The 19,321-nt window shown below is 51.4% G+C and carries 12 protein-coding genes and 1 tRNA gene; 7 read left to right on the top strand and 6 right to left on the bottom strand.

Annotated features, from left to right (window positions below; all coding sequences use genetic code 11):
• Positions 1–106 precede the first annotated feature (106 nt).
• Complete coding sequence (locus tag NDI52_RS10760; RefSeq protein ID WP_190771443.1) at positions 107–880, bottom strand: SDR family oxidoreductase; 774 nt, start codon at positions 878–880, stop codon at positions 107–109.
• Positions 881–1,218: 338 nt separating this feature from the next.
• On the opposite strand from NDI52_RS10760, the gene NDI52_RS10755 reads away from it, so the two are divergent.
• The 3 genes from NDI52_RS10755 to NDI52_RS10745 all read left to right on the top strand — a co-directional run bounded on the left by NDI52_RS10755 (position 1,219) and on the right by NDI52_RS10745 (position 5,242).
• Positions 1,219–1,302 (top strand) — tRNA-Leu (locus tag NDI52_RS10755).
• A gap of 107 nt (positions 1,303–1,409) precedes the next feature.
• Positions 1,410–3,317, top strand: a complete 1,908-nt coding sequence (gene cobJ, locus NDI52_RS10750; RefSeq protein ID WP_190771444.1) for a precorrin-3B C(17)-methyltransferase — start codon at positions 1,410–1,412, stop codon at positions 3,315–3,317.
• 572 nt (positions 3,318–3,889) lie between these two features.
• Positions 3,890–5,242, top strand: coding sequence for a glycosyltransferase family 4 protein (locus NDI52_RS10745; RefSeq protein ID WP_190771445.1), 1,353 nt, complete (start codon positions 3,890–3,892; stop codon positions 5,240–5,242).
• A gap of 78 nt (positions 5,243–5,320) precedes the next feature.
• Here NDI52_RS10745 and NDI52_RS10740 read toward each other — a convergent pair whose 3' ends face one another.
• Together NDI52_RS10740 and NDI52_RS10735 are read right to left on the bottom strand one after the other, a co-directional pair.
• A complete protein-coding gene (locus NDI52_RS10740) occupies positions 5,321–6,550 on the bottom strand; it encodes a methionine gamma-lyase family protein (protein ID WP_190771446.1) in 1,230 nt (409 codons plus the stop codon).
• Between the two features lie 481 nt (positions 6,551–7,031).
• A complete protein-coding gene (locus NDI52_RS10735) occupies positions 7,032–7,181 on the bottom strand; it encodes a hypothetical protein (protein WP_190771447.1) in 150 nt (49 codons plus the stop codon).
• A gap of 26 nt (positions 7,182–7,207) precedes the next feature.
• Between NDI52_RS10735 and NDI52_RS10730 the strand changes: the two genes are divergently transcribed.
• Complete coding sequence (locus NDI52_RS10730) at positions 7,208–9,730, top strand: penicillin-binding protein 1A (protein WP_199307708.1); 2,523 nt, start codon at positions 7,208–7,210, stop codon at positions 9,728–9,730.
• Between the two features lie 404 nt (positions 9,731–10,134).
• Positions 10,135–10,344, top strand: a complete 210-nt coding sequence (locus NDI52_RS10725; protein WP_190789294.1) for a hypothetical protein — start codon at positions 10,135–10,137, stop codon at positions 10,342–10,344.
• Positions 10,345–10,616: 272 nt separating this feature from the next.
• On the opposite strand, the gene NDI52_RS10720 is transcribed toward NDI52_RS10725, so the two are convergent.
• Together NDI52_RS10720 and ndk are read right to left on the bottom strand one after the other, a co-directional pair.
• The gene (locus tag NDI52_RS10720) at positions 10,617–11,969 is read right to left on the bottom strand and encodes a 16S rRNA (cytosine(967)-C(5))-methyltransferase (RefSeq protein ID WP_190774024.1); all 1,353 of its coding nucleotides are present in this window, start codon (positions 11,967–11,969) and stop codon (positions 10,617–10,619) included.
• Between the two features lie 804 nt (positions 11,970–12,773).
• Positions 12,774–13,223 carry a nucleoside-diphosphate kinase gene (gene ndk, locus NDI52_RS10715; protein ID WP_190774019.1) on the bottom strand — a complete coding sequence of 150 codons (450 nt, stop codon included), beginning with the start codon at positions 13,221–13,223 and terminating at the stop codon, positions 12,774–12,776.
• 288 nt (positions 13,224–13,511) lie between these two features.
• Here ndk and speA point away from each other — a divergent pair, with 288 nt between their 5' ends.
• Both speA and NDI52_RS10705 read left to right on the top strand, forming a co-directional pair.
• The gene (speA, locus tag NDI52_RS10710; protein WP_242035700.1) at positions 13,512–15,479 is read left to right on the top strand and encodes a biosynthetic arginine decarboxylase; all 1,968 of its coding nucleotides are present in this window, start codon (positions 13,512–13,514) and stop codon (positions 15,477–15,479) included.
• Between the two features lie 852 nt (positions 15,480–16,331).
• On the top strand, positions 16,332–17,468 hold the full coding sequence (locus tag NDI52_RS10705) for a sugar transferase (RefSeq protein ID WP_347280018.1): 1,137 nt from the start codon (positions 16,332–16,334) through the stop codon (positions 17,466–17,468).
• Between the two features lie 387 nt (positions 17,469–17,855).
• Here the strand turns inward: NDI52_RS10705 and NDI52_RS10700 are convergent, their stop codons facing one another.
• On the bottom strand, positions 17,856–18,962 hold the full coding sequence (locus NDI52_RS10700; RefSeq protein WP_190774022.1) for a spermidine/putrescine ABC transporter substrate-binding protein: 1,107 nt from the start codon (positions 18,960–18,962) through the stop codon (positions 17,856–17,858).
• Positions 18,963–19,321 lie beyond the last annotated feature (359 nt).

Raw genomic sequence — 19,321 nt, 5'->3', positions numbered from 1 at the left:
TGCCCGCGAAGCGGGCAAAACACCAACATCCTGGGGGGTAATTTCATCGCTCTTAGCAGCACCCTGAAGTTGAGGATGGCGAGATTCTCTCACCACCCCCAAACCATCAGGAGCGGCGGCTCACCATCGTTGTACTCGCTTGATCGACCGGCATGACGACGACTTCGTTAATGTTGACGTGGGCAGGGCGAGTCGCACAGAACAGCACGACGTCGGCAATATCCATCCCTGTTAGGGGGGTGACGCCCTGGTAAACCTGCTTGGCGCGATCGCGATCGCCTCGAAAACGAACATCGCTAAACTCCGTTTCTACCATCCCCGGATCGACGGTACTGACTCGCACAGGGGTCCCGAGCAAGTCAAGTTTGAGACCTTCGGTAAGGGCTTTGACGGCGGCCTTGGTGGCACAGTATACGTTGCCGTTGGGGTAGGTCTGACGTCCCGCGATGGAACCGATGTTGATGACATGGCCTCGCTGCCGTTGCACCATACCGGGGAGAATGGCACGAGTCACGTAAAGTAATCCTTTGACGTTGGTGTCAATCATTTCCTCCCAGTCTTGAATGCTGCCTTCGTGGAGTTTGGAAAGGCCCCGACTTAGACCCGCGTTGTTGACAAGGATATCGATGGCACTCCAATCTTCGGGGAGGGCGGCGACGGTAGCTTCGACCTGGGTGCGATCGCACACATCCAACTCCAGTGGATAGGCCTCACAGCCAAACTCATCCTTAAGTTGTTTCGCTAATTGAGTGAGTCGCTCAATGCGTCGTGCTGAAAGAATCAAGCGGGCCCCAGCCTGGGCAAAGACCTGGGCACAGGCCAACCCAATGCCGCTGCTGGCCCCGGTAATCAGGACCGTCTGGTTCTGGATCGAAGTCATGGCACAACCGATAGGGTGAACAAGGGTGAAATCACCTTGAGTCTACCTTTATCACTATCGCCAGGGGGCATGTCTGCGTAAGGAAGGCTGTGCCGATGTCTGAGGTACGTGTAGCCTTCATTCTGGTTGGGCCAGGTTATTTTTTTGAAAAGCCGCGCTCGATGTGGCTTTTCAAAAAATAATCTTCCTGGTTCTCAGCCTGTAAGGCTATAGCACAGGGTTTCCTCGACGGGATGAGAGCACGGAAAAAGTAACGCTTTTCAAAAAAGGTTGGGCGAATAGTTGCACAGATGGTCTAAAAATGATGGAATAGGATGTCGCACTGAGTGCAAACTCGTGGGGGTGTGGCGGAATGGTAGACGCTGCGGACTTAAAATCCGTTGACTGATGAAGTCGTAAGGGTTCAAGTCCCTTCACCCCCATCTAACCTTGTTCCTCCAGGAACGCTTTGACTATCGCGATATTCCGTATTCTGGCCAGGTTTAAATGGCCAGAATACGTTTGAGGCTGTTTTTGAGTTAAACCTCGCTTGATACTGCAAGATTTTCAACCCGCTGCGGCGATCGCCCTTACCCCACTGGCCATTCATACACTTCAACCCCTTTGGGAAATTGGAGCGGTCACCCTTTATCTGCCTCAAGAACTGGCTAATGAGGTAGGTGTTTCTGCTCACTGCAAAATCTATACGGGTTCTCTGAAAGAGCAATTGCCAGAATTGTGGCGATCGCACCGGGCTCTGGTCTTTGGGCTAGCTACCGGGGCTGTCGTTCGTCTCATTGCTCCGCTTTTACAGAATAAAGCGATAGATCCGGCTGTGGTGGTTGTAGACGGCCCGGGGCGTCATGTAATCAGCCTGTGCGGTGGGCATCAGGGTGGTGCTGACCGCCTTGCGGTAGCAATTGCTCAACTGCTCCAGGCTACGCCTGTCCTGACCGGGGGAGCGAATGCGCTGGAGTTACCTGCCATTGACACTCTGGGAGTGCCCTTTGGTTGGAGCAGGGGTAGAGGGGATTGGACAGAGGTGAGTGCAGCGATCGCCCAGGGCCAATCCATCCGGGTGTATCAAAGCGCAGGTACTGATCTCTGGCATCGTCACCTACCAGAGCCACATCCCTTCTCCCTGCTAGCCTCCCAGCCAGATCCGCAGGATGGGAGTCCTTGCCTGCATATTGGCGCTACATCTCCCCCTGTTCTGACGGCTGCCACGGTTGCCTGGCACCCACGAGTTTTATGGGTGGGAATGGGTTGTGAACGGGGTACGACTGTAGGGGTGATAGAGACTGCACTTCAACAAGCTCTTGCTGTGGGCGGATTTGCAGCAGAGGCGATCGCCGGAATCGCCACCCTGGATCTCAAAGCCGATGAAGAAGGCTTACTTCAGATTTGTCGCGATCGCCGGCTCTCCCTCCAGTGCTTTTCCGCAGAAACCTTGCGTCAGGTTCCTGTACCCAATCCGTCCGAGGTCGTTGCAGCAGAGGTCGAAACGCCGAGCGTAGCCGAAGCTGCCGCTATATGGGCTAGTTATCAAGCCGATATCAACCCTCTGGCCTCTGAATCTGCACCGGCCCTGGAAGATGCAGCATTGCGGCTGCGAGTGACAAAGCAAATTGTGCGGGTGCCCGGAGAGAAGGGGGCGGTAACGGTTGCGATCGCCCAATCCCATCGAGAGTTCACGGGGCGACAGGGGCAAATATGGCTGGTAGGCACAGGCCCAGGTCATCTCAGCCAGATTACGCCAGCGGCTCAGGGAGCGATCGCCCAGGCTGATGTTGTCATTGGCTACAGCCTCTATGTGGATCTCATCCAGCCACTACTGCGGCCGGGGCAAATTGTGGAAGCCCTACCCATTACCCAGGAGCGACAACGGGCAGAACGCGCCATTGAGTTAGCTCAGTGGGGGCTGACCGTCGCTGTCATCTCCTCGGGAGACTGCGGTATTTATGGTATGGCCGGGTTGGTGCTGGAGCAACTCCAGACCCAGGGATGGGATGGAAAAACGCCAGATGTTCAAGTATTTCCTGGTATTACTGCTCTACAAGCGGCGGCCTCGCGAGTGGGTGCGCCCCTGATGCACGACTTTTGTGCCATCAGCCTCAGTGATCTGCTGACCCCCTGGCCGCAAATTGAAAAACGGTTAGCGGCTGCAGCCCAGGCAGATTTTGTGACAGCGCTCTATAATCCACGTTCACGTAGCCGGGTGGAACAACTGGCGATCGCACAATCCATTTTTCTGGCTCATCGCTCACCCGAAACCCCAGTCGCTATTGTGCAATCGGCCTACCGTCCCACAGAAATCATTACTCTGACAACCCTGGCGGATTTGCTACAGCATCCAGTAGATATGCTGTCTACGGTATTGATTGGCAACCAGACAACCCGCTTTCATCACCAGTGGATGATTACGCCTCGGGGTTATTTAGGTTTTTCGGGAAACTAATACCGGCTCTGCTTGGTATACAACCATTTATTTTTAAGTGAGATGTCCGTTATGTAAACATCTCACTTAAAAATAAATGGCTAATTCATCATCGAATTTTGTATAAAAGCGATTTTCTGAGGAACTAAAAGTATTTTGATGCGTCTAAAAGCGTTTTTTTCTCCTTAGATTGTGGGAGAAAAACAACGGTTTAAACACCGATTAAAATGTCCGGACCGCTAGAGAATTCACTGAAAACAATAGCGAAGGGATTTGTCTATCCAGGGGAGTACATCGTCAAGAGGTAGCATCCCACTTTTTACTGAGTGCCAATTTGAAAGTTAATTGGGAACTGTAAGGCTGTTACTTCTCGTTATTAATTTACTTACCTCTTAGAGGGTGTTTAAAAGTTAATTCTTCATCTTCTTATTTTGTGAAGAATTAAGCCTTGCCAGAACTTCTCAAACATCCTCTCAGTGGATAGAAATTAAGGAATTCAATGTCAGAATTCTTGAATTCTAGTGATTTGATTGAGTGGGTTGCATCTTCCAACACTGTGTCATTCCTTACCTGTTGGAACGTTCGTGATTGTTATGCCAAACCCCTACTTTCAAACTGACTCTGACACTCAAGACGCTCAAAAGCTACTGATTGTTACCCAGTTTTTCCCCCCTGACTTTGCCGCAACAGGACAACTCATTGAAGAACTCTCATACCATCTAGGGTTACTGGGGTTAGACGTTACCGTTTTTACAGGTCAGCCCGGTTATGCCTTTCAAAAAGATTCTGCACCGGCCCAGGAACGGCAGGAAGGGGTAACGGTCAGGCGATCGCGCGTTGCCCGTCTGTGGCCCAGTCGTATTCGTGGTAAGGCCATTAATAGCATTCTATTTTGTTTCAGAGCAGCTCTTTATCTCTTAATGCATGCCTGTAAATACAATATTTTGTTGTTTACAACGGCCCCCCCATACTTGAATTTTTTGGGATACATTATCAACCGATTAACGGGGATTCCTTATGTCTGTTTGATTTATGATTTGTATCCAGATATCGCTGTCGAATTACACGTCATTCCGCAACATCATGTTTTAGCGCGATTATGGAATTGGCTTAATCAAAAGATTTGGAGAAAAGCCCATCGTGTCATTGTACTAAGCCCTACGATGAAGGAGCGAATTCTCAAACATTGCCCTGAGATTGGCGATCGCATTTCCGTGATTCATAACTGGGCAGAACCGAGTTGGATTGTGCCAATTCAAAAAACTGACAATTGGTTTGCTCAAAAGCATGACCTGCACCAGAAATTCACAGTTTTATACTCTGGAAATTTGGGTCGTTGCCACGATGTTTCCACAATCTTGGAAGCTGTAGAAGCACTGCAACAAACCCCCGTGCAATTTGTATTCATTGGGGGTGGGGCTCAACAACCCCTGTGTGTTGAAGAGGTTCGCAAGAAAGAGTTGACTAACTGTATTTTCTTGCCCTATCAGGATCGTGAGACCTTGCCCTATTCTTTGACGGCTTGCGATCTGGCATTGGTTAGCATTAAGGCAGGTATGGAGGGGCTCGTCGCTCCCAGTAAGGTTTACAGCGCTTTGGCCTCGGCACGACCCATTGTTGTTATTTGCGACGCCAACTCTTATCTGAACGACTTGGTGGAGTCTGCCCGCTGCGGTCGTACCTTCCGCCATGGCGATAGTGCTGGCCTGGCAGACTTTATTCGTGACCTGCTGGCCCATCCGGAACGGTCTGCTGAGATGGGCCGAGCGGGACGGCAATATCTGAAACGTCATTTCACCCCCCGTGTTATTGCCCGCCAGTATCTCAATGCACTGTCCTTAAGGCAGCCTCAGGATACTTCTCTGACATCCGTCTCAATGCTTCGCGATGAAATAGAGGAAGCCTGGTGGTCGACGGAAAGTTCTGTCGTGGATTCCCGCCGATAAGGGTTCTTAGCCTGTTGTACGACAAGACGCCCTCGAAGAGGGCGTCTTGTCGTACAACAGGCTGTGCTGCTCCTGCAACTAGAGAGTTGCGATCGCCTCTAAAGCGGATTCCATGGCGATCGCTACATGAGTCCAGTGGGTGCCGCCCTGACAGAACACAACGTAGGGTTCTCGCAAGGGACCATCGGCTGAAAACTCCGAGGTGCTGCCGTCGATGAAGGTTCCTCCTGCCATCACCAATTCACTCTCGTAACCGGGTTGCTCGGCAGGCACTGGGCTGAGATAAGAGCCAATGGGCGACCAGGATTGAATGGCTTTGCAGAAAGCAATGATTTTTTCAGGGCTGCCCAGCTTGATGGCCTGGATCACGTCCCGTCGAGGCGTTTCGGGGAGCGGATTAACGGGGTACCCCAACTTGTCAAACACCCAGGCCACCAGGTGATTGCCCTTCAGCGCTTCTCCCACCATTTGAGGTGCCAGAAAGAGCCCCTGGAACAACAAACGATTCTGGTCAAAGGTAGCTCCACCTTCCGAGCCAATGCCGGGTGAGGTGAGGCGGCAACAAGCCTGCTCTACCAAATCAGTCCGACCCGCTACATAGCCCCCCGCCGTTACAATGGTGCCCCCAGGATTTTTGATTAGAGATCCTGCCATCAGGTCTGCCCCAACCGCCGTTGGTTCGCAATCTGCTACAAATTCCCCATAGCAGTTGTCTACAAAGCAAACAGTGTTAGGGTTTTGTTGCTTGACCAGGCTAATGATGCGCTCGATGTCGGCGATCGCCAGGCTCGCCCGCCACGAGTAGCCACAGGAGCGCTGAATCAGCACCATCCGAGTCTCCGGACGAATGGCAGTGGCCAGCGCTGCCCAATCGATGCTGCCATTGGGCAATAACTCTAACTGCCGATAGGTAATGCCAAAATCCTGGAGAGAGCCCTGGCCTTGGCCTCGTAGCCCAATGACCTCCTCCATCGTGTCATAGGGGGCTCCAGCGACAGCTAACAGCTCATCACCGGGTCGTAAAACTCCAAATAGGGCGCAGGTAATGGCATGGGTGCCTGAGACAAATTGCACTCGTACCGCTGCGGCTTCTGCTCCCATGACCTCGGCAAATACCTGGTCAAGTATTTGCCGCCCCAGGTCTCCATGGCCATAGCCGCTCACCGTAGAGAAATGGTGTACGCCAACCTGATGATTCCGAAATGCTTCGAGCACCCGACGCAGATTGCGCTGAGTCTGGCGATCGATCTGAGCAAAGTGGGGAAGTAAAGCTTGCTCTGCTTCCCGCAAAAGAATTTGAGGCTCCATAAAATGCTTGTGACAGTGCGTGAATTGACCGTGCTTGAATTGACAGTCAGGGAATGTCGCTACAAAATGCCGAATCGGTTACTGTAGCCTGACCGGTTAAGAACCCCGTTGCTGATAAGAAATCATCGTAATTGATAGTGCGGTTCAGCAAACAGACGTGTGGATAAAATCAATACCTTTTCATCCCCCCTAAGGAGGAAGCAATGGCCTGAATACCAAGTTTTTACAAAGGAATTTTTGCCTTTGCAGAACACGTTGCCTATCCCGCTAGTAAGGCGCTTTGCTGATGGAAAACTAATGGGAATTAAACGGCTATTGCATGACCCATCGACCTTTAGCAATCTGGGTTTTAATCTAGATTGACTCAGGCGGGATCACAAAAGACTGTATTTCTTCTCATCCCTGATTCAGTATGCCAAATTAGGGTAGACTCTTATCTGAATTTGGTGCAGCAACTGTCTTTATGATGGTGTTCGTTGAATCAATGCAGGCTGAGATAACCGCCGTATAGCGCTTTGCAGTTTGTGGTTGATGCGTGCGATCGCCCTGGGTGCGGGCTAGTTTTGGCAAGGGTCAGTTCCGGGCTCTCGGATAGCTTCTGGGCATAACCAGAGCTCGATGGTTGATTCATCCGGGTAATACAGGTGAGGAGTTGCAGTGACAGGTTTCTTCGATAAGCTTCAGTCGTTTGTTCGGGGGAAAGATGCCGAACCCAGCAATGGGATTCCGCCCTATCCAACTAAATCGTCCTCCGATATCGTTTCTAACCCCCCGTCCTCCCTGGGAGCTTCCCTATTTCCGACCCAAGCCTCGAATCCGTCAACGGACTCGTCGCCTTTAAGGGACTCTATTGCAGAACCCGAATCCCTTCCACCTGAAGCCTTTCCTCGTACTTCGGGGAACGGAACACCTCCCCCTCCCTCGACTCCCTCGGCCTCTTCTCCTCCCCTCTATAGCCGTTGGTCAGCCTGGGTATTGATGAGTTTGCTGCTGGGGACGGGTGGTTTAGCTGGTGCGTCTTTCTACGCCATCCGTGAAATTCAGGCTTCCCTTCCTGAACCCAAAGAGGCTCTCTCCTTTGTGCGAGACGGCACCCTCACCATTAAAGGTTCCGATGGCTCTATATTGCAGCAGTTGGGACCCGCCACCCGCTCAACTCTGAAGGTCGATGCGATGCCCCCTGAGGTGGCAGAAGCGTTTCTGGCGTCTGAAGACCGCGACTTCTACGAGCATGGCGGGGTCGACTATAAGGCCATTGTTCGAGCCATTTTGGCAAACTTATCCGCTGGTGAGGTCGTCGAAGGGGCCAGTACCATCACGCAGCAGCTCACGCGAATTGTCTTCCTCGACCAGGACCAAACCCTGGAGCGCAAAATTCGGGAAGCGTTGCTGGCCCACAAGATGGAGCAATCGCTGACCAAGGATCAGATTTTAGAGCGCTACATCAACCTGGTGTACCTGGGGGGTGGAGCCTATGGAGTATCGGACGCAGCCTGGGTGTATTTCAGTAAGTCGCCGAACGAGTTGACTCTACCTGAAATTGCCATGATTGTGGGGCTTGCCCCAGCTCCCAGTGAATATTCACCGCTGGTGAACAAAGATGCGGCCCTGCAACGGCGTAATATCGTGCTGGCACGTATGGAAGAGGCTGGGTTTATTACGGCTCAGGAACGGGAAGAGGCACAGAATAGCCCCCTTGCGCTGGAGCCCCAAACACCACGCAATCTTGATAGCCGTTTCCCCTATTTCACGCAGTATGTTCAACAACAATTGTCCAAACTGGTAGACCCAGAGGAAATTGAGGTCGGCGGTCTGACGATTGAGACCACTCTTAACCCGAAGTGGCAGGAGCATGCTCAGGAGACCGTGAATGAGGCGATCGCCCGCTACGGGCGAGGTCAGCGTTTTAGCCAGGCGTCAATGGTGGCGATTGACCCTCGCAGCGGCGAGATCAAAGCCATGGTGGGGGGCAATGACTTTAGTGAAAGTCAGTTTAACCGGGTGGTGCAGGCCCAACGGCAGCCTGGTTCGACCTTTAAAACCTTTGTGTACACCACGGCGATCGCTGCTGGGTTTTCCCCCTACAAAACTTACGTTGACGCCAAGCTGATGGTCGATGGGTACGAACCCAAGAACTACGGCGAAAATTTCAGTGGTACCCAAACCATGCGGGAGGCGTTGATCCGCTCGGTCAACATTATCGCCGTTAAGGTGTTGCTGGATGTGGGTTTTGATCCGGTCATTCAAATGGCCCAGAAAATGGGCATTCAGTCCAAGATGATTCCTGCTTACTCCCTGGCCCTGGGCAGTGTAGAAGTGAATTTGTTGGAGTTGACCGGAGCTTACGGCACCTTGGCAAACCGAGGTAAGCATGTAGAGCCCCACGGTATTAGGCGGGTCATCAACCGTAAAGGTGAGGTGATTTACGAAGCGAAATACACAGCGGAGCAGGCCGTCGATCAGGCGTCCGCTGACATCATGACCTGGATGCTACGGGGAGTGGTGATGAATGGTACCGGGGCCAATGCAGGGTTGCGCGATCGCCCCGTCGCCGGCAAGACAGGGACCTCTGAGCTACGTCGTGACCTCTGGTTTATTGGCTATATCCCTCAAATGGTAACGGGGGTCTGGCTGGGTAACGACAATAACACCCCGACTCGGGGGGCGAGTTCCACCGCTGCCCGAGTGTGGCGCAACTTTATGGGTGACGTGGTCGAAGGGATGGAAGTAGAGCAATTCCCAGAACTACCTCGTCTGAGGGGGCGCGAAGCGACGGTGAAGGCAGAGCGCATTCGGCCTCGACGATTGGTTCAGGGGAAAGCGGCAGACACTAACGAGCGTAATGAGCGCTCATCACGCAGTGACGACGAACCACGGCGTACTCGCACCCGTAGCCGACGACAGTCTGAAGAAGCCCCATCTGAACCACGGCGCTCCCGGGAGTCTCGCACTTCCAGACCTAGTGCTTCGCCTTCATCTCCCTCACGTTTCGAGCGCCTCCAGGAAGCTCCACGGACTGAACCGAGGTCCCGGCCTGAAGCTCCTCCTCCAGAGCCCCCAGCACCACCACCTCGCCGTCAGGATCCGGCTCCACCACCACCTGCGGCTGAAGCTCCAGCACCGCCACCTCAGCCTGAGCCTCAGGCGCCTGCGGAACCTGATTCTCCCCCAGCAGAGTAAGTCGTACACACTCGAACGTGCATTGTACAGAGGGTTCTACCCTGAAGTGCCCATTTCTACGGACGCTAAGCGCACGTGGAAATGGGTATTTTCATAGCCTATAGCCTTGACTCTAACCAACCGGGCGATAGCAATAAGTTTGGGTTGAGGACGTTTTCGCGTGCCGCGCATTTTGTAAGGTTGCGTAAGTTCTGCACGGCTACAGATATTTAAGGAGATTTCTGAGAAACAATATCCCCATTATTTGGAAAAAAGGCGCGGCGAAGCCGCGCCTTTTTTCCAAATAATGGGGAAGTTCTTATCTGGAAATCTCCTAAGTTAGGGAAGGTACGAAATACCTTCCCTAACTTAAATGTCTGTAGCCGTATATGATAATTTTTGTGAACAACATGAGGGATTTGAACATGACACACATGTTAACGCTGGCGGTAACAGGGGGGTATCCCTGGATATTCACGGCTGTCTATGTGGTTGGCTTCATTGCTGCGGTTACCATTGGCTCTATTGCCTGGTATAACTCTAAGCGTCCTCCAGGTTGGGAGGACAAGCAACGTCCAGATGTCGTGCCTAAAGTAGATGCCGATACCCCATCTTCCGGTGACCAATCATCCTGACTTTGTTTTGCAAATTTGGCTATCAAAGAGAGAAACGCCCTTTCAAAGGGCGTTTCTCTCTTTGATAGCCGGTCGATTCAGCACAGAAGGTAGTAAGTGTATTCAGCGCCACCCACCACCTTCTGTACTGAATCAACTTGAATAACCTGAGTTCGGGTTAAGGGCGTTTTCGAGTGCCGCGCAACGCGCGGCACTCGAAAACGCTCATTTTGGCGTGCGCTTTGCGCACGCCAAAATGAGCACTTCAGCTTATCCCAAACTGGGGTTGAATACTACTGGATTCCACAATGGCGCAGGCGCACCATGAAAAAACCATCCATCTGGTGCTGGTGGGGTAAAACCTTGAGCCAGCCTTCCGCGTTTACAAAGCTAGCAGTTGGGGAACGGGTGCCAGGGGGATCAATCTGCCAGTGGGGGTGCTGCTCAAGGAAGGGCCGGATGATCCCCTCGTTCTCGTCTGGATGAAGAGTACAGGTGGAGTACACCAGATAGCCACCAGGCTTAACCCAGGTTACGGCCCGTTCCAGGATTTCCTGCTGAAGTTGTGCCAATTCAGCAACGGTTGTGGGGGTTTGCCGCCAGCGGGCATCGGCATGGCGATGCAGAGTACCCAGGCCTGAACAAGGGACATCTAGCAGAACGCGGTCTACAGGTTGTTCGGGTTGCAGTTCACGCACATCTACCGCCTGGGTTTGAATGCTCTGAAGATGGAGCCGTGCTGCATTTTCCTGGATTTTTTGGAGGCGTTTAGGGTTGCGATCGCACGCCCATACGAGACCGCGATCGCCCATCAATTCTGCCAAATGGGTTGTCTTTCCCCCCGGTGCGGCACAGGCATCGATGATGGTTTCACCCGGTTGTGGCTCCAGGAGGTGGCTTACCAGTTGAGCGCTACTGTCCTGAACCAGCCACCAGCCCTCCGCGAAGCCGGGTAGGGCGGTGAGGTTGCCCACATGGCTTTGCAACCGCAGAGTCTGCGGTAGAGGCGGCACGGGCTCTGCCACGGCTCCCACACCTTGAAAGGCTGTTTGCACTTGTTCCAGCGTCGTGATAAGGGGATTGATCCGCAGGTCAATTTGGGGAGCCTGATTCATCCAGGTGCAGAGGTCGGCTGTTTCCGCTTCCCCAAATTGCTGAATCCATACCGACACTATCCAATCAGGAAAACTATGCAGAACGCCCAACCGGGCTACTGGGTCTGAGGGCAGTTGGAGGGGATCCTGACCACTTTCAGCTTGTCTCAAGTAATTCCGCAGCACACCATTCACTAATCCTCCGAGTCCTACAAATCCATTACGTTTGGTCAAATCAACCGTGCTGTGGACAGCGGCAGCGGCAGGGATTTGGGTCAGGTAGCGGAGTTGATATAGGCCCAGGTGGAGAATCCAGGTCAATAAAGGCGGCGGAGATTTACGAACAAATTGATGTACCAGGGCATCTAGCGTTCGTTGCCGCCGCACGCAGCCATAGAGTAACTCGGTCAATAGAGCGCGATCGAGGCCGTTGAGGCGTGAGCTTTCCAGCAGCTGATGGACGACGGCATCGGCATAGGCTCCCCGTTGTACAGACTGAAGCCCCAGCAACGCGAGCTGACGGGGATCGGTCTGTTTTGCCGGGGAGGACATGCCGGAAGATGAACCGGGGGGAGCCGATGAAGACACAGAAAATCGTCCTTTGAAAGAAGGGTGAGTTAATAGCGCAGTACGCTTGAAGAAAGTCTGCTAAGGCTATTGTCGTTTCTGAAAAGTGCTCTGGACGTTAGGAGGAAACGACTAAGAGGCGATATGTTCCTGCCAGGGCGATCGGGGAGTGGAACGGCAAATTAAATGGTTGTAGCTGTTTAATCCATCGCTATCGTAAGGCTGTTTTTAGACAAGAAAAAGTTCCTTAAGGCCGAGGACCTGGGTTTATATCAATTCACTTTATGGTGCACACCAAAAGTCCTTACACGGTAGAGGCCTTAACCCCCTTGCGTGGAAAAAATGACAGGATTCCTTGCTTAAGAAAGAGATACTTCAGGAGTCTTAGAAAGACTAATCTATCGGGAATCAAGCCTTACTGAATGAGCTATTTAGACAACCTCTGATAAGTGTCGAAAAGGCTGCGTGTACAAACAACTCCAGTCTAAAGGTTGGTCTGATTCTGCTGGTGAAATGTGAGTACTTGGCCACACCCATTTCGATTGGGGATACAGGACAGGCATCGCCTGCCCTGTATCCCCAATCGAAATGGGTGGCCTGTCAAAACCTTATAGTGAATTACTCGTAGTTCTGTTGGCTGAAGCCAGAAGATGACCTCTATCCAGAATCTGGCTTTCCTTAAAGCCGCTCCAGGGGATGTTTGAAAAGCCCCGATTAAGGTCGTTTTTCTACACACGGGCGAGAAAAATCTACGTTTCAAACATCCCCTTCAAAGAGCTAACTAGCTCTCTATTCGTGAATCCAGGGCATCAGGGTTGGTGTCCAGGCGGCCAATTCTTCAGGCTTAAACCACAGTGCGATTTCCTGAGCAGCAGTTTCTGGAGCATCCGATCCGTGGATGATGTTGCGCCCGATGTTAGCACCGAAGTCACCACGGATAGTACCCGGCTCGGCATTGAGCGGATTGGTTGCCCCAATGAGTTTGCGGGCAGAGGCAATAACACCGTCTCCTTCCCACACCATTGCCACTACAGGGCCAGAGGTGATGAATTCCACCAGGCCTGCGAAAAATGGCTTTTCCTTGTGAACCCCATAGTGGCTTTCTGCCAGTTCTTTACTCACATTCAACAGCTTCAAACCCACCAGGGTAAAGCCTTTTTGCTCGAATCGGCGAATGATTTCGCCTACCAGACCACGCTGAACCCCATCGGGTTTAATCGCAATAAAAGAACGTTCCACGACTGTTCACTCCTAACGCGTCGAAAGCCTTCTCTATGCTGAGGAATATGGGGGCGTTTGTAAAGTAATGGGCAGTTGATTTTTCCTTAGGGCGTCAAACCTACAGTTTCACGTCCTAAGACAAGCTATGCCAAAAACATTCGGAATTCCTGCCACAGGATGGGCCGGGGGCACGATTAAAATACGTTACATTTGATTCTTGGTAGTTAACCGCAAAGGAGATCTTAGATGGTAGGACAGCGCAATGCTTTGGGCGTGGAGGTAGAAGAGCCTGGAGGGTCAGCCAAGATGGCATCTCACCTTCAGGCTCATCGCTTTTCGGCTCGGCGTTCGTGGACGATTGAAGACAGCGAAGAACTGTACCGTATTAAAGGATGGGGAGACCCTTACTTTTCGATTAATGCGGCAGGGCATGTAACAGTGTCTCCCCAGGGCGATCGCGGTGGCTCGTTAGATTTGTATGAATTGGTCAATGCCCTTAAACAACGGAACCTTGGGCTACCGTTACTGATCCGTTTCTCCGATATTCTGGAAGATCGCCTGGAGCGTCTCAACTCGGTTTTTGCGAAGGCGATCGCTCGCTACAACTACCCCGGCACCTATCGTGGCGTGTTTCCTGTTAAGTGCAACCAACAACGCCACTTGATCGAGGATCTAGTGAAATTTGGGGAACCTCATCAATATGGTCTGGAGGCCGGCTCAAAACCTGAGCTGATGATTGCTCTGGCTACCCTGAAAACGCCCGGTGCGTTGCTCATTTGTAACGGCTACAAAGACCGCGAGTATATTCAGACCGCCATCCTGGCCCGCCGCCTGGGGCAGAATTCGATCATTGTGCTGGAACAGGTAGAGGAGGTGGATCTCGTCATTGAGGAGAGCCGCAAACTAGGGATCCAGCCAGTGGTTGGGGTTCGTGCCAAACTAAATGCCAAGGGCATTGGTCGCTGGGGCAGCTCGGCGGGCGATCGCGCTAAATTTGGCTTGACCATCCCCGAGATCCTGGAGGCAATTGATAAGCTGAAAGCCGCTGGGATGCTCGACTGTCTGCAATTGCTGCACTACCACATTGGGTCTCAGGTATCGGCGATCGCCGTTGTCAAAGATGCCATCCGAGAAGCCAGCCAAGTCTATGTAGAGTTGGTTCGCCTTGGCGCCAACATGAAGTATCTGGATGTGGGCGGTGGTTTGGGGGTCGACTACGACGGCTCCAAAACCAATTTCTATGCCTCCAAAAATTACAGCATCCAGAACTACGCCAACGACATCGTGGCTGAAGTGAAGGAAGCCTGTGAAGAACGCAATATATCTGTGCCAACGCTGGTTAGCGAAAGTGGCCGTGCTGTTGCGGCTCACCAGTCGGTGCTGGTGTTCGATGTCCTAAGCACCAGCGATGTGAGGGCTGAGATTCCCACGCTGCCAGCCGAGACTGACCATCTGATCATCCATAACCTCTACGAAACCTACCGCTCGATCTCCGCTGAGAACTACCAGGAGGCGTTTCACGACGCGACCCAGTTCAAAGAAGAAGCCATCAGCATGTTTGGCTTTGGCTACCTCAGTCTCACCGATCGAGCTAAGGCTGAGCGGCTTTACTGGGCCTGCTGCGCGCGAATTCTTGAAATCGCCCGCCAGCAAGCCTACGTGCCCGATGATCTGGAGGATCTGGAAAAGATCATGGCCTCCATCTATTACATCAACCTATCGGTGTTCCAGTCAGCACCGGATACATGGGCGATCGATCAACTTTTCCCCATCATGCCGATCCACCGGCTTGATGAGGAGCCGACGGAACGCGGTACTCTGGCAGATCTTACCTGTGACAGTGACGGCAAGATCGATCAGTTTATCGATCTGCGGGATGTGAAATCGGTGCTGGAATTGCATCCTTTACGTCCTATCCCTAATGGCAATGGGCAAGAGCCATCCAGTCCTTCCTATGAACCCTACTACCTGGGCATGTTCCTGAGTGGAGCTTACCAGGAGATTATGGGGAATCTGCACAACCTATTTGGGGATACCAATGCGGTTCACATCAAGCTGACACCCAAGGGCTATCAGATTGAGTATGTAGTGAAGGGCGACACCATCAAAGAGGTGTTGGGCTATGTCCAATATGATGTAGAGGATCTGATCGAGAATATTCGTCGTCAGACGGAGCAGGCACTTCAAGAAGGAAAAATTTCCTTACAAGACGCTCAGCGGCTGCTTCAGAACTATGAACATTCCCTCAGTCGCTACACCTACCTGTCTCCCTAGGGGCTTGTCTAGATCCTGATTTCCTGGAGCGTTGGGGTAGGAAAATTAGGTTGGGAAGCGGAGTAGCACTGTACACTATTCCGCTTTTCGCCCAGCACATCTTTGTTGGCTAAGGTGAGTTCACTGACCTGATCCAACAAGAATTCTTTATAGCAATTCCTTCGTCATTTTTCTTAAGCCCTTGATTTTGCGTGTGCAACGCGCACGCAAAATCAAGGGCTTAAGAAAAATGACGAGCATGGTGTCATAGGAGCCCCGGTTAAAGAACCGCAGGCTGCAGTAGTTCTTTACAGCAGTTCTCATTATGAGCTTCAAAGCCAAGATTGCGCGCCCATCGGGCGCGCAATCTTGGCTCTCAGGCCCGAAAACCGCTTGCCATCGGCAAGCGGTTTTCGGGCCTGATTCTATACAAAGAATTGCTGGGTTCTTTGACCGGATTTGATATAAGCCCAAATTCAGTGTGATAAACCCAGGATGAAGAGTAAGCGCTTCAGCCAAACTTCGGCTATCAGAAAGGCTACGGCTCAAATCTATAGATGTAGCGAAGAGGATGAATAAATTAGGAATCCACAATTTTTTCTGTAAAGATAGTATAGATGGCTATCAAAAATGTAGCTTCTAAGAACTGTAACGGGAATGCTAGAGGTACGGCTAAGCAATATAAAGAGTAGATGAGGGATATGTAAGGAGCCCTTGAATTCCGCTCAAGATTGCATCAAGGAAGCGTCAAGATTGGGTGTGAGCCGATGACATCCAACGTCGGGCTAATTACGATCCTAATTGAAGGAGTTATAGCCCGCTGTAAGCAACGCTGAGTACCTGCTCAATACTTTCTGCATGAGTGTAATAACTGTGGTTGAATCTGATAGCACTGTTATCCAACCAACCCTTGAGGCAACGTCCTGCCGCTTTGTTATCCCAGCTATTTTCACGGTTGCTCAAGCTGTGAACTTTAAGCAAGGGTTTCAGGAAATTTGTCAGAAACATCCTGAGCTATCGCGGGCAGTGCTTGACTTTCGCAATACCAAATTTATGGATAGTAGCGGGATTGGAGCACTGGTAGCGGCTAAAAAATTGGCTCAAAAGCAACGTATCGAACTGGTTCTTCAAAATCTCTCAGAACAAGTTCTTATGGTGCTGTCTTTGGCAGACCTGGATAAATTGTTTGTGATTGAACAGGGTGTTGAAGAACCCAACGAAACTGCTGCTACAAGCCCTGAAATCTTAGACCCACAATCAACACAACCTATAGTTGAACTTTATTCTGAAACCAGTACCAGCCCAACTGTATCGCTTCCAGTGCTTGTGGAAGTGACGAACGGGGTAGAGAAACGTAAGCGTAAAGTAGCTAGCAGCCGTAGCCCAGAACTTTTTATCACCCATCCGTCAGTACGGTCTGTGCCCAAGCGCGCGATTGACATTGTTGGGTCTTTAGTGGGGCTGGCGATCGTTGGGGTTTTCTTTGTTCCAATCGTAGTGGCGATTAAGCTGGATAGCCCTGGCCCTATTTTCTTTGGGCAAGTTCGCTGCTCTCGGATGGGCCGCCGCTTTAAGATGTGGAAGTTCCGCTCCATGGTGGTTGATGCTGAAGCCAAAAAGCACATGGTCGAAAATGAGGCCAGTGGCGCTATCTTCAAGAGCAAAAATGACCCTCGTATCACCAAGGTAGGGCGCTTTCTACGGAAAACTAGCCTGGACGAACTTCCTCAATTCTGGAATGTTTTACAGGGCGATATGAGCCTGGTTGGTACTCGCCCGCCCACACCGGATGAGGTGGAGCGCTACGAGATTCCGCAATGGCAGCGGCTTGATGTAAAGCCGGGAATGACGGGGGAATGGCAGGTCAATGGTCGTTCTTCTATCAAAGACTTTGAAGATATCGTTCGTCTGGATCTGAAATACCAGGAAAACTGGAGCCTATCCTATGACATCCAGCTGATCCTGAAAACTATTCTCGTCCTGTTTAATAAACAATCAGGAGCCATGTAGGTTCTAGCTAGCAAGTCTGTTCTGTAAAGAGGTCCGTACATCGTGCGCTTCTTTACAAGTTCTATCGGTTCAAATAATTCGTCTAAAGCCTTTGATTTTGTGTGCAAAGGGTATACAAAATCAAGGGCTTTAACTTGTCGGTTCTTGATAGTGGAGTTTAGTGCTGCTCATCGTGTTACACCAGATCTTGGGTTTCGTGAGCTAAAAAGCTTTTCCAAGGTAGTAGGGTAAGTGAGCGTACTAAAAAATGCCAAGAAGCTATGCCGTCCGCTGCGCGAGCGGCATAGCTTCTTGGCATTGATACCTCAATTGGGAAATTCTGTAATTCCAGGGGAAGTGACAGATCATTTGGCTCTCATCTCAACCTGCGGATGAGAGCCAAATGGCTTAAACGCTGGTTAGGCGGGTCCAATACCGGTCATACAACTCGGCAGTTTTATCATCAACTGGGGCAATGCCTTCGCACTTCTCCAGAAGATTCTGGGGTGGATAGAGATTTTTGTTATTGCGGAGTTCTGCGGGCAACAGCTCTGTCGCAGCTTTACTGCTAGTCGCAAACTTGAGCCGCTCAACAATTCCAGTCAGGTTTTGGGGGTTGAGAACATAGTTAATCCAGGCGTATGCGGCTTCAGGATTGGGAGCCGTGCGAGGAATGGCCATCGTATCTACCCATAGAGATGACCCACTAGCAGGAATGGTGTAGGCAATATCGGGGTTTTCTTCCATTAGGGCGATCGCATCTGACGAGTAAGCCATTGCTACCAGCACATCTCCCGTCATCACCTGATCACGCCATCCATCTGTGGTGAAATTAACGATCGCAGGTTTCAGTTGCACCAACTGGTTATAGGCTGCCTCAATTAGCAGAGGATCCGTCGTATTGTAGGATTTTCCCATAGAGCGTAAGGTAGCTCCCATCACCTCTCGCACGTCGTTGAATAGAGTTAAACGGCGCTTCCAATCATTCTTGCGTTCCCAAAGATCATCCCAATCTGTAATGCTTGGCTGCACCTGCTTGGTGTTGTACACCAGCCCCGTTGTACCCCAAATCGCTGGGATACTGTGCTGATTTTTGGAGTCATAAACAGGATTCTGAAATTTGGTTTGCAGGGTATTTATATGCTCGAGCTTGCTTCTATCCAGCTCGCTCAGCATATTCAACTCGACCATCTGCTGCACCATATAGTCCGAAGGGTAGATCACACTATAAGTGTTGCCGCCTCCGGCCTGCATTTTGGCCAGCATGGTTTCATTGGAATCGAAGATGTCGGCAATAACGCGGATTCCCGTTGCTTGTTCAAAATTTTGCAAAAGCTGGTCATCGGTGTAGCCCGACCAGGTATAGACGTGCAGGGTACCGGAACTAGAGGCGGGAGATGTGGTGGGACTGGCTTGAATATCTGCAAAGCCGCGGCGGCATCCTGATAGCGCTGATGCTGCCAGAGCTGAGCCCGACATTTGCAAAAACCATCGCCGGTTGAAAAGGCTGTTCATCACTTTCTAGGGCTACTGACGGGAGCAACCGATGCAAAAAGATTCCAGACCCATTATCGCCATGATCAGCCTATCTGCTCGAAAAGTGATTTACAACACGCAATCTTAGTGATAAGTATCTCAACTCAGTGCAACCTTAATCCGCCGAGTACTAGTACGCTGAGGCGGAAATCCATCACCTATGTTTTGTGTGGGGTGCGAAGCACCCCACACAAAACATAGGTTGTGAACTTAGGCCGCAGCCTACTAGTGGGTCATTTGACTCGAATATCGCCATTTTTTATAGGCGGCTGTCAAGATAGTAGGGAACCCTTGGGTGCCCTGCTATGACCCGTCGCCAAAAACATCCCCTGCGTGAT

Source organism: Leptolyngbya sp. PL-A3, from assembly GCF_039962325.1.
Lineage (GTDB): Bacteria > Cyanobacteriota > Cyanobacteriia > Elainellales > Elainellaceae > Vacuolonema.
The sequence above is the reverse complement of the archived record's forward strand: the minus strand, read 5'-3'. Positions and strand labels throughout refer to the sequence as shown.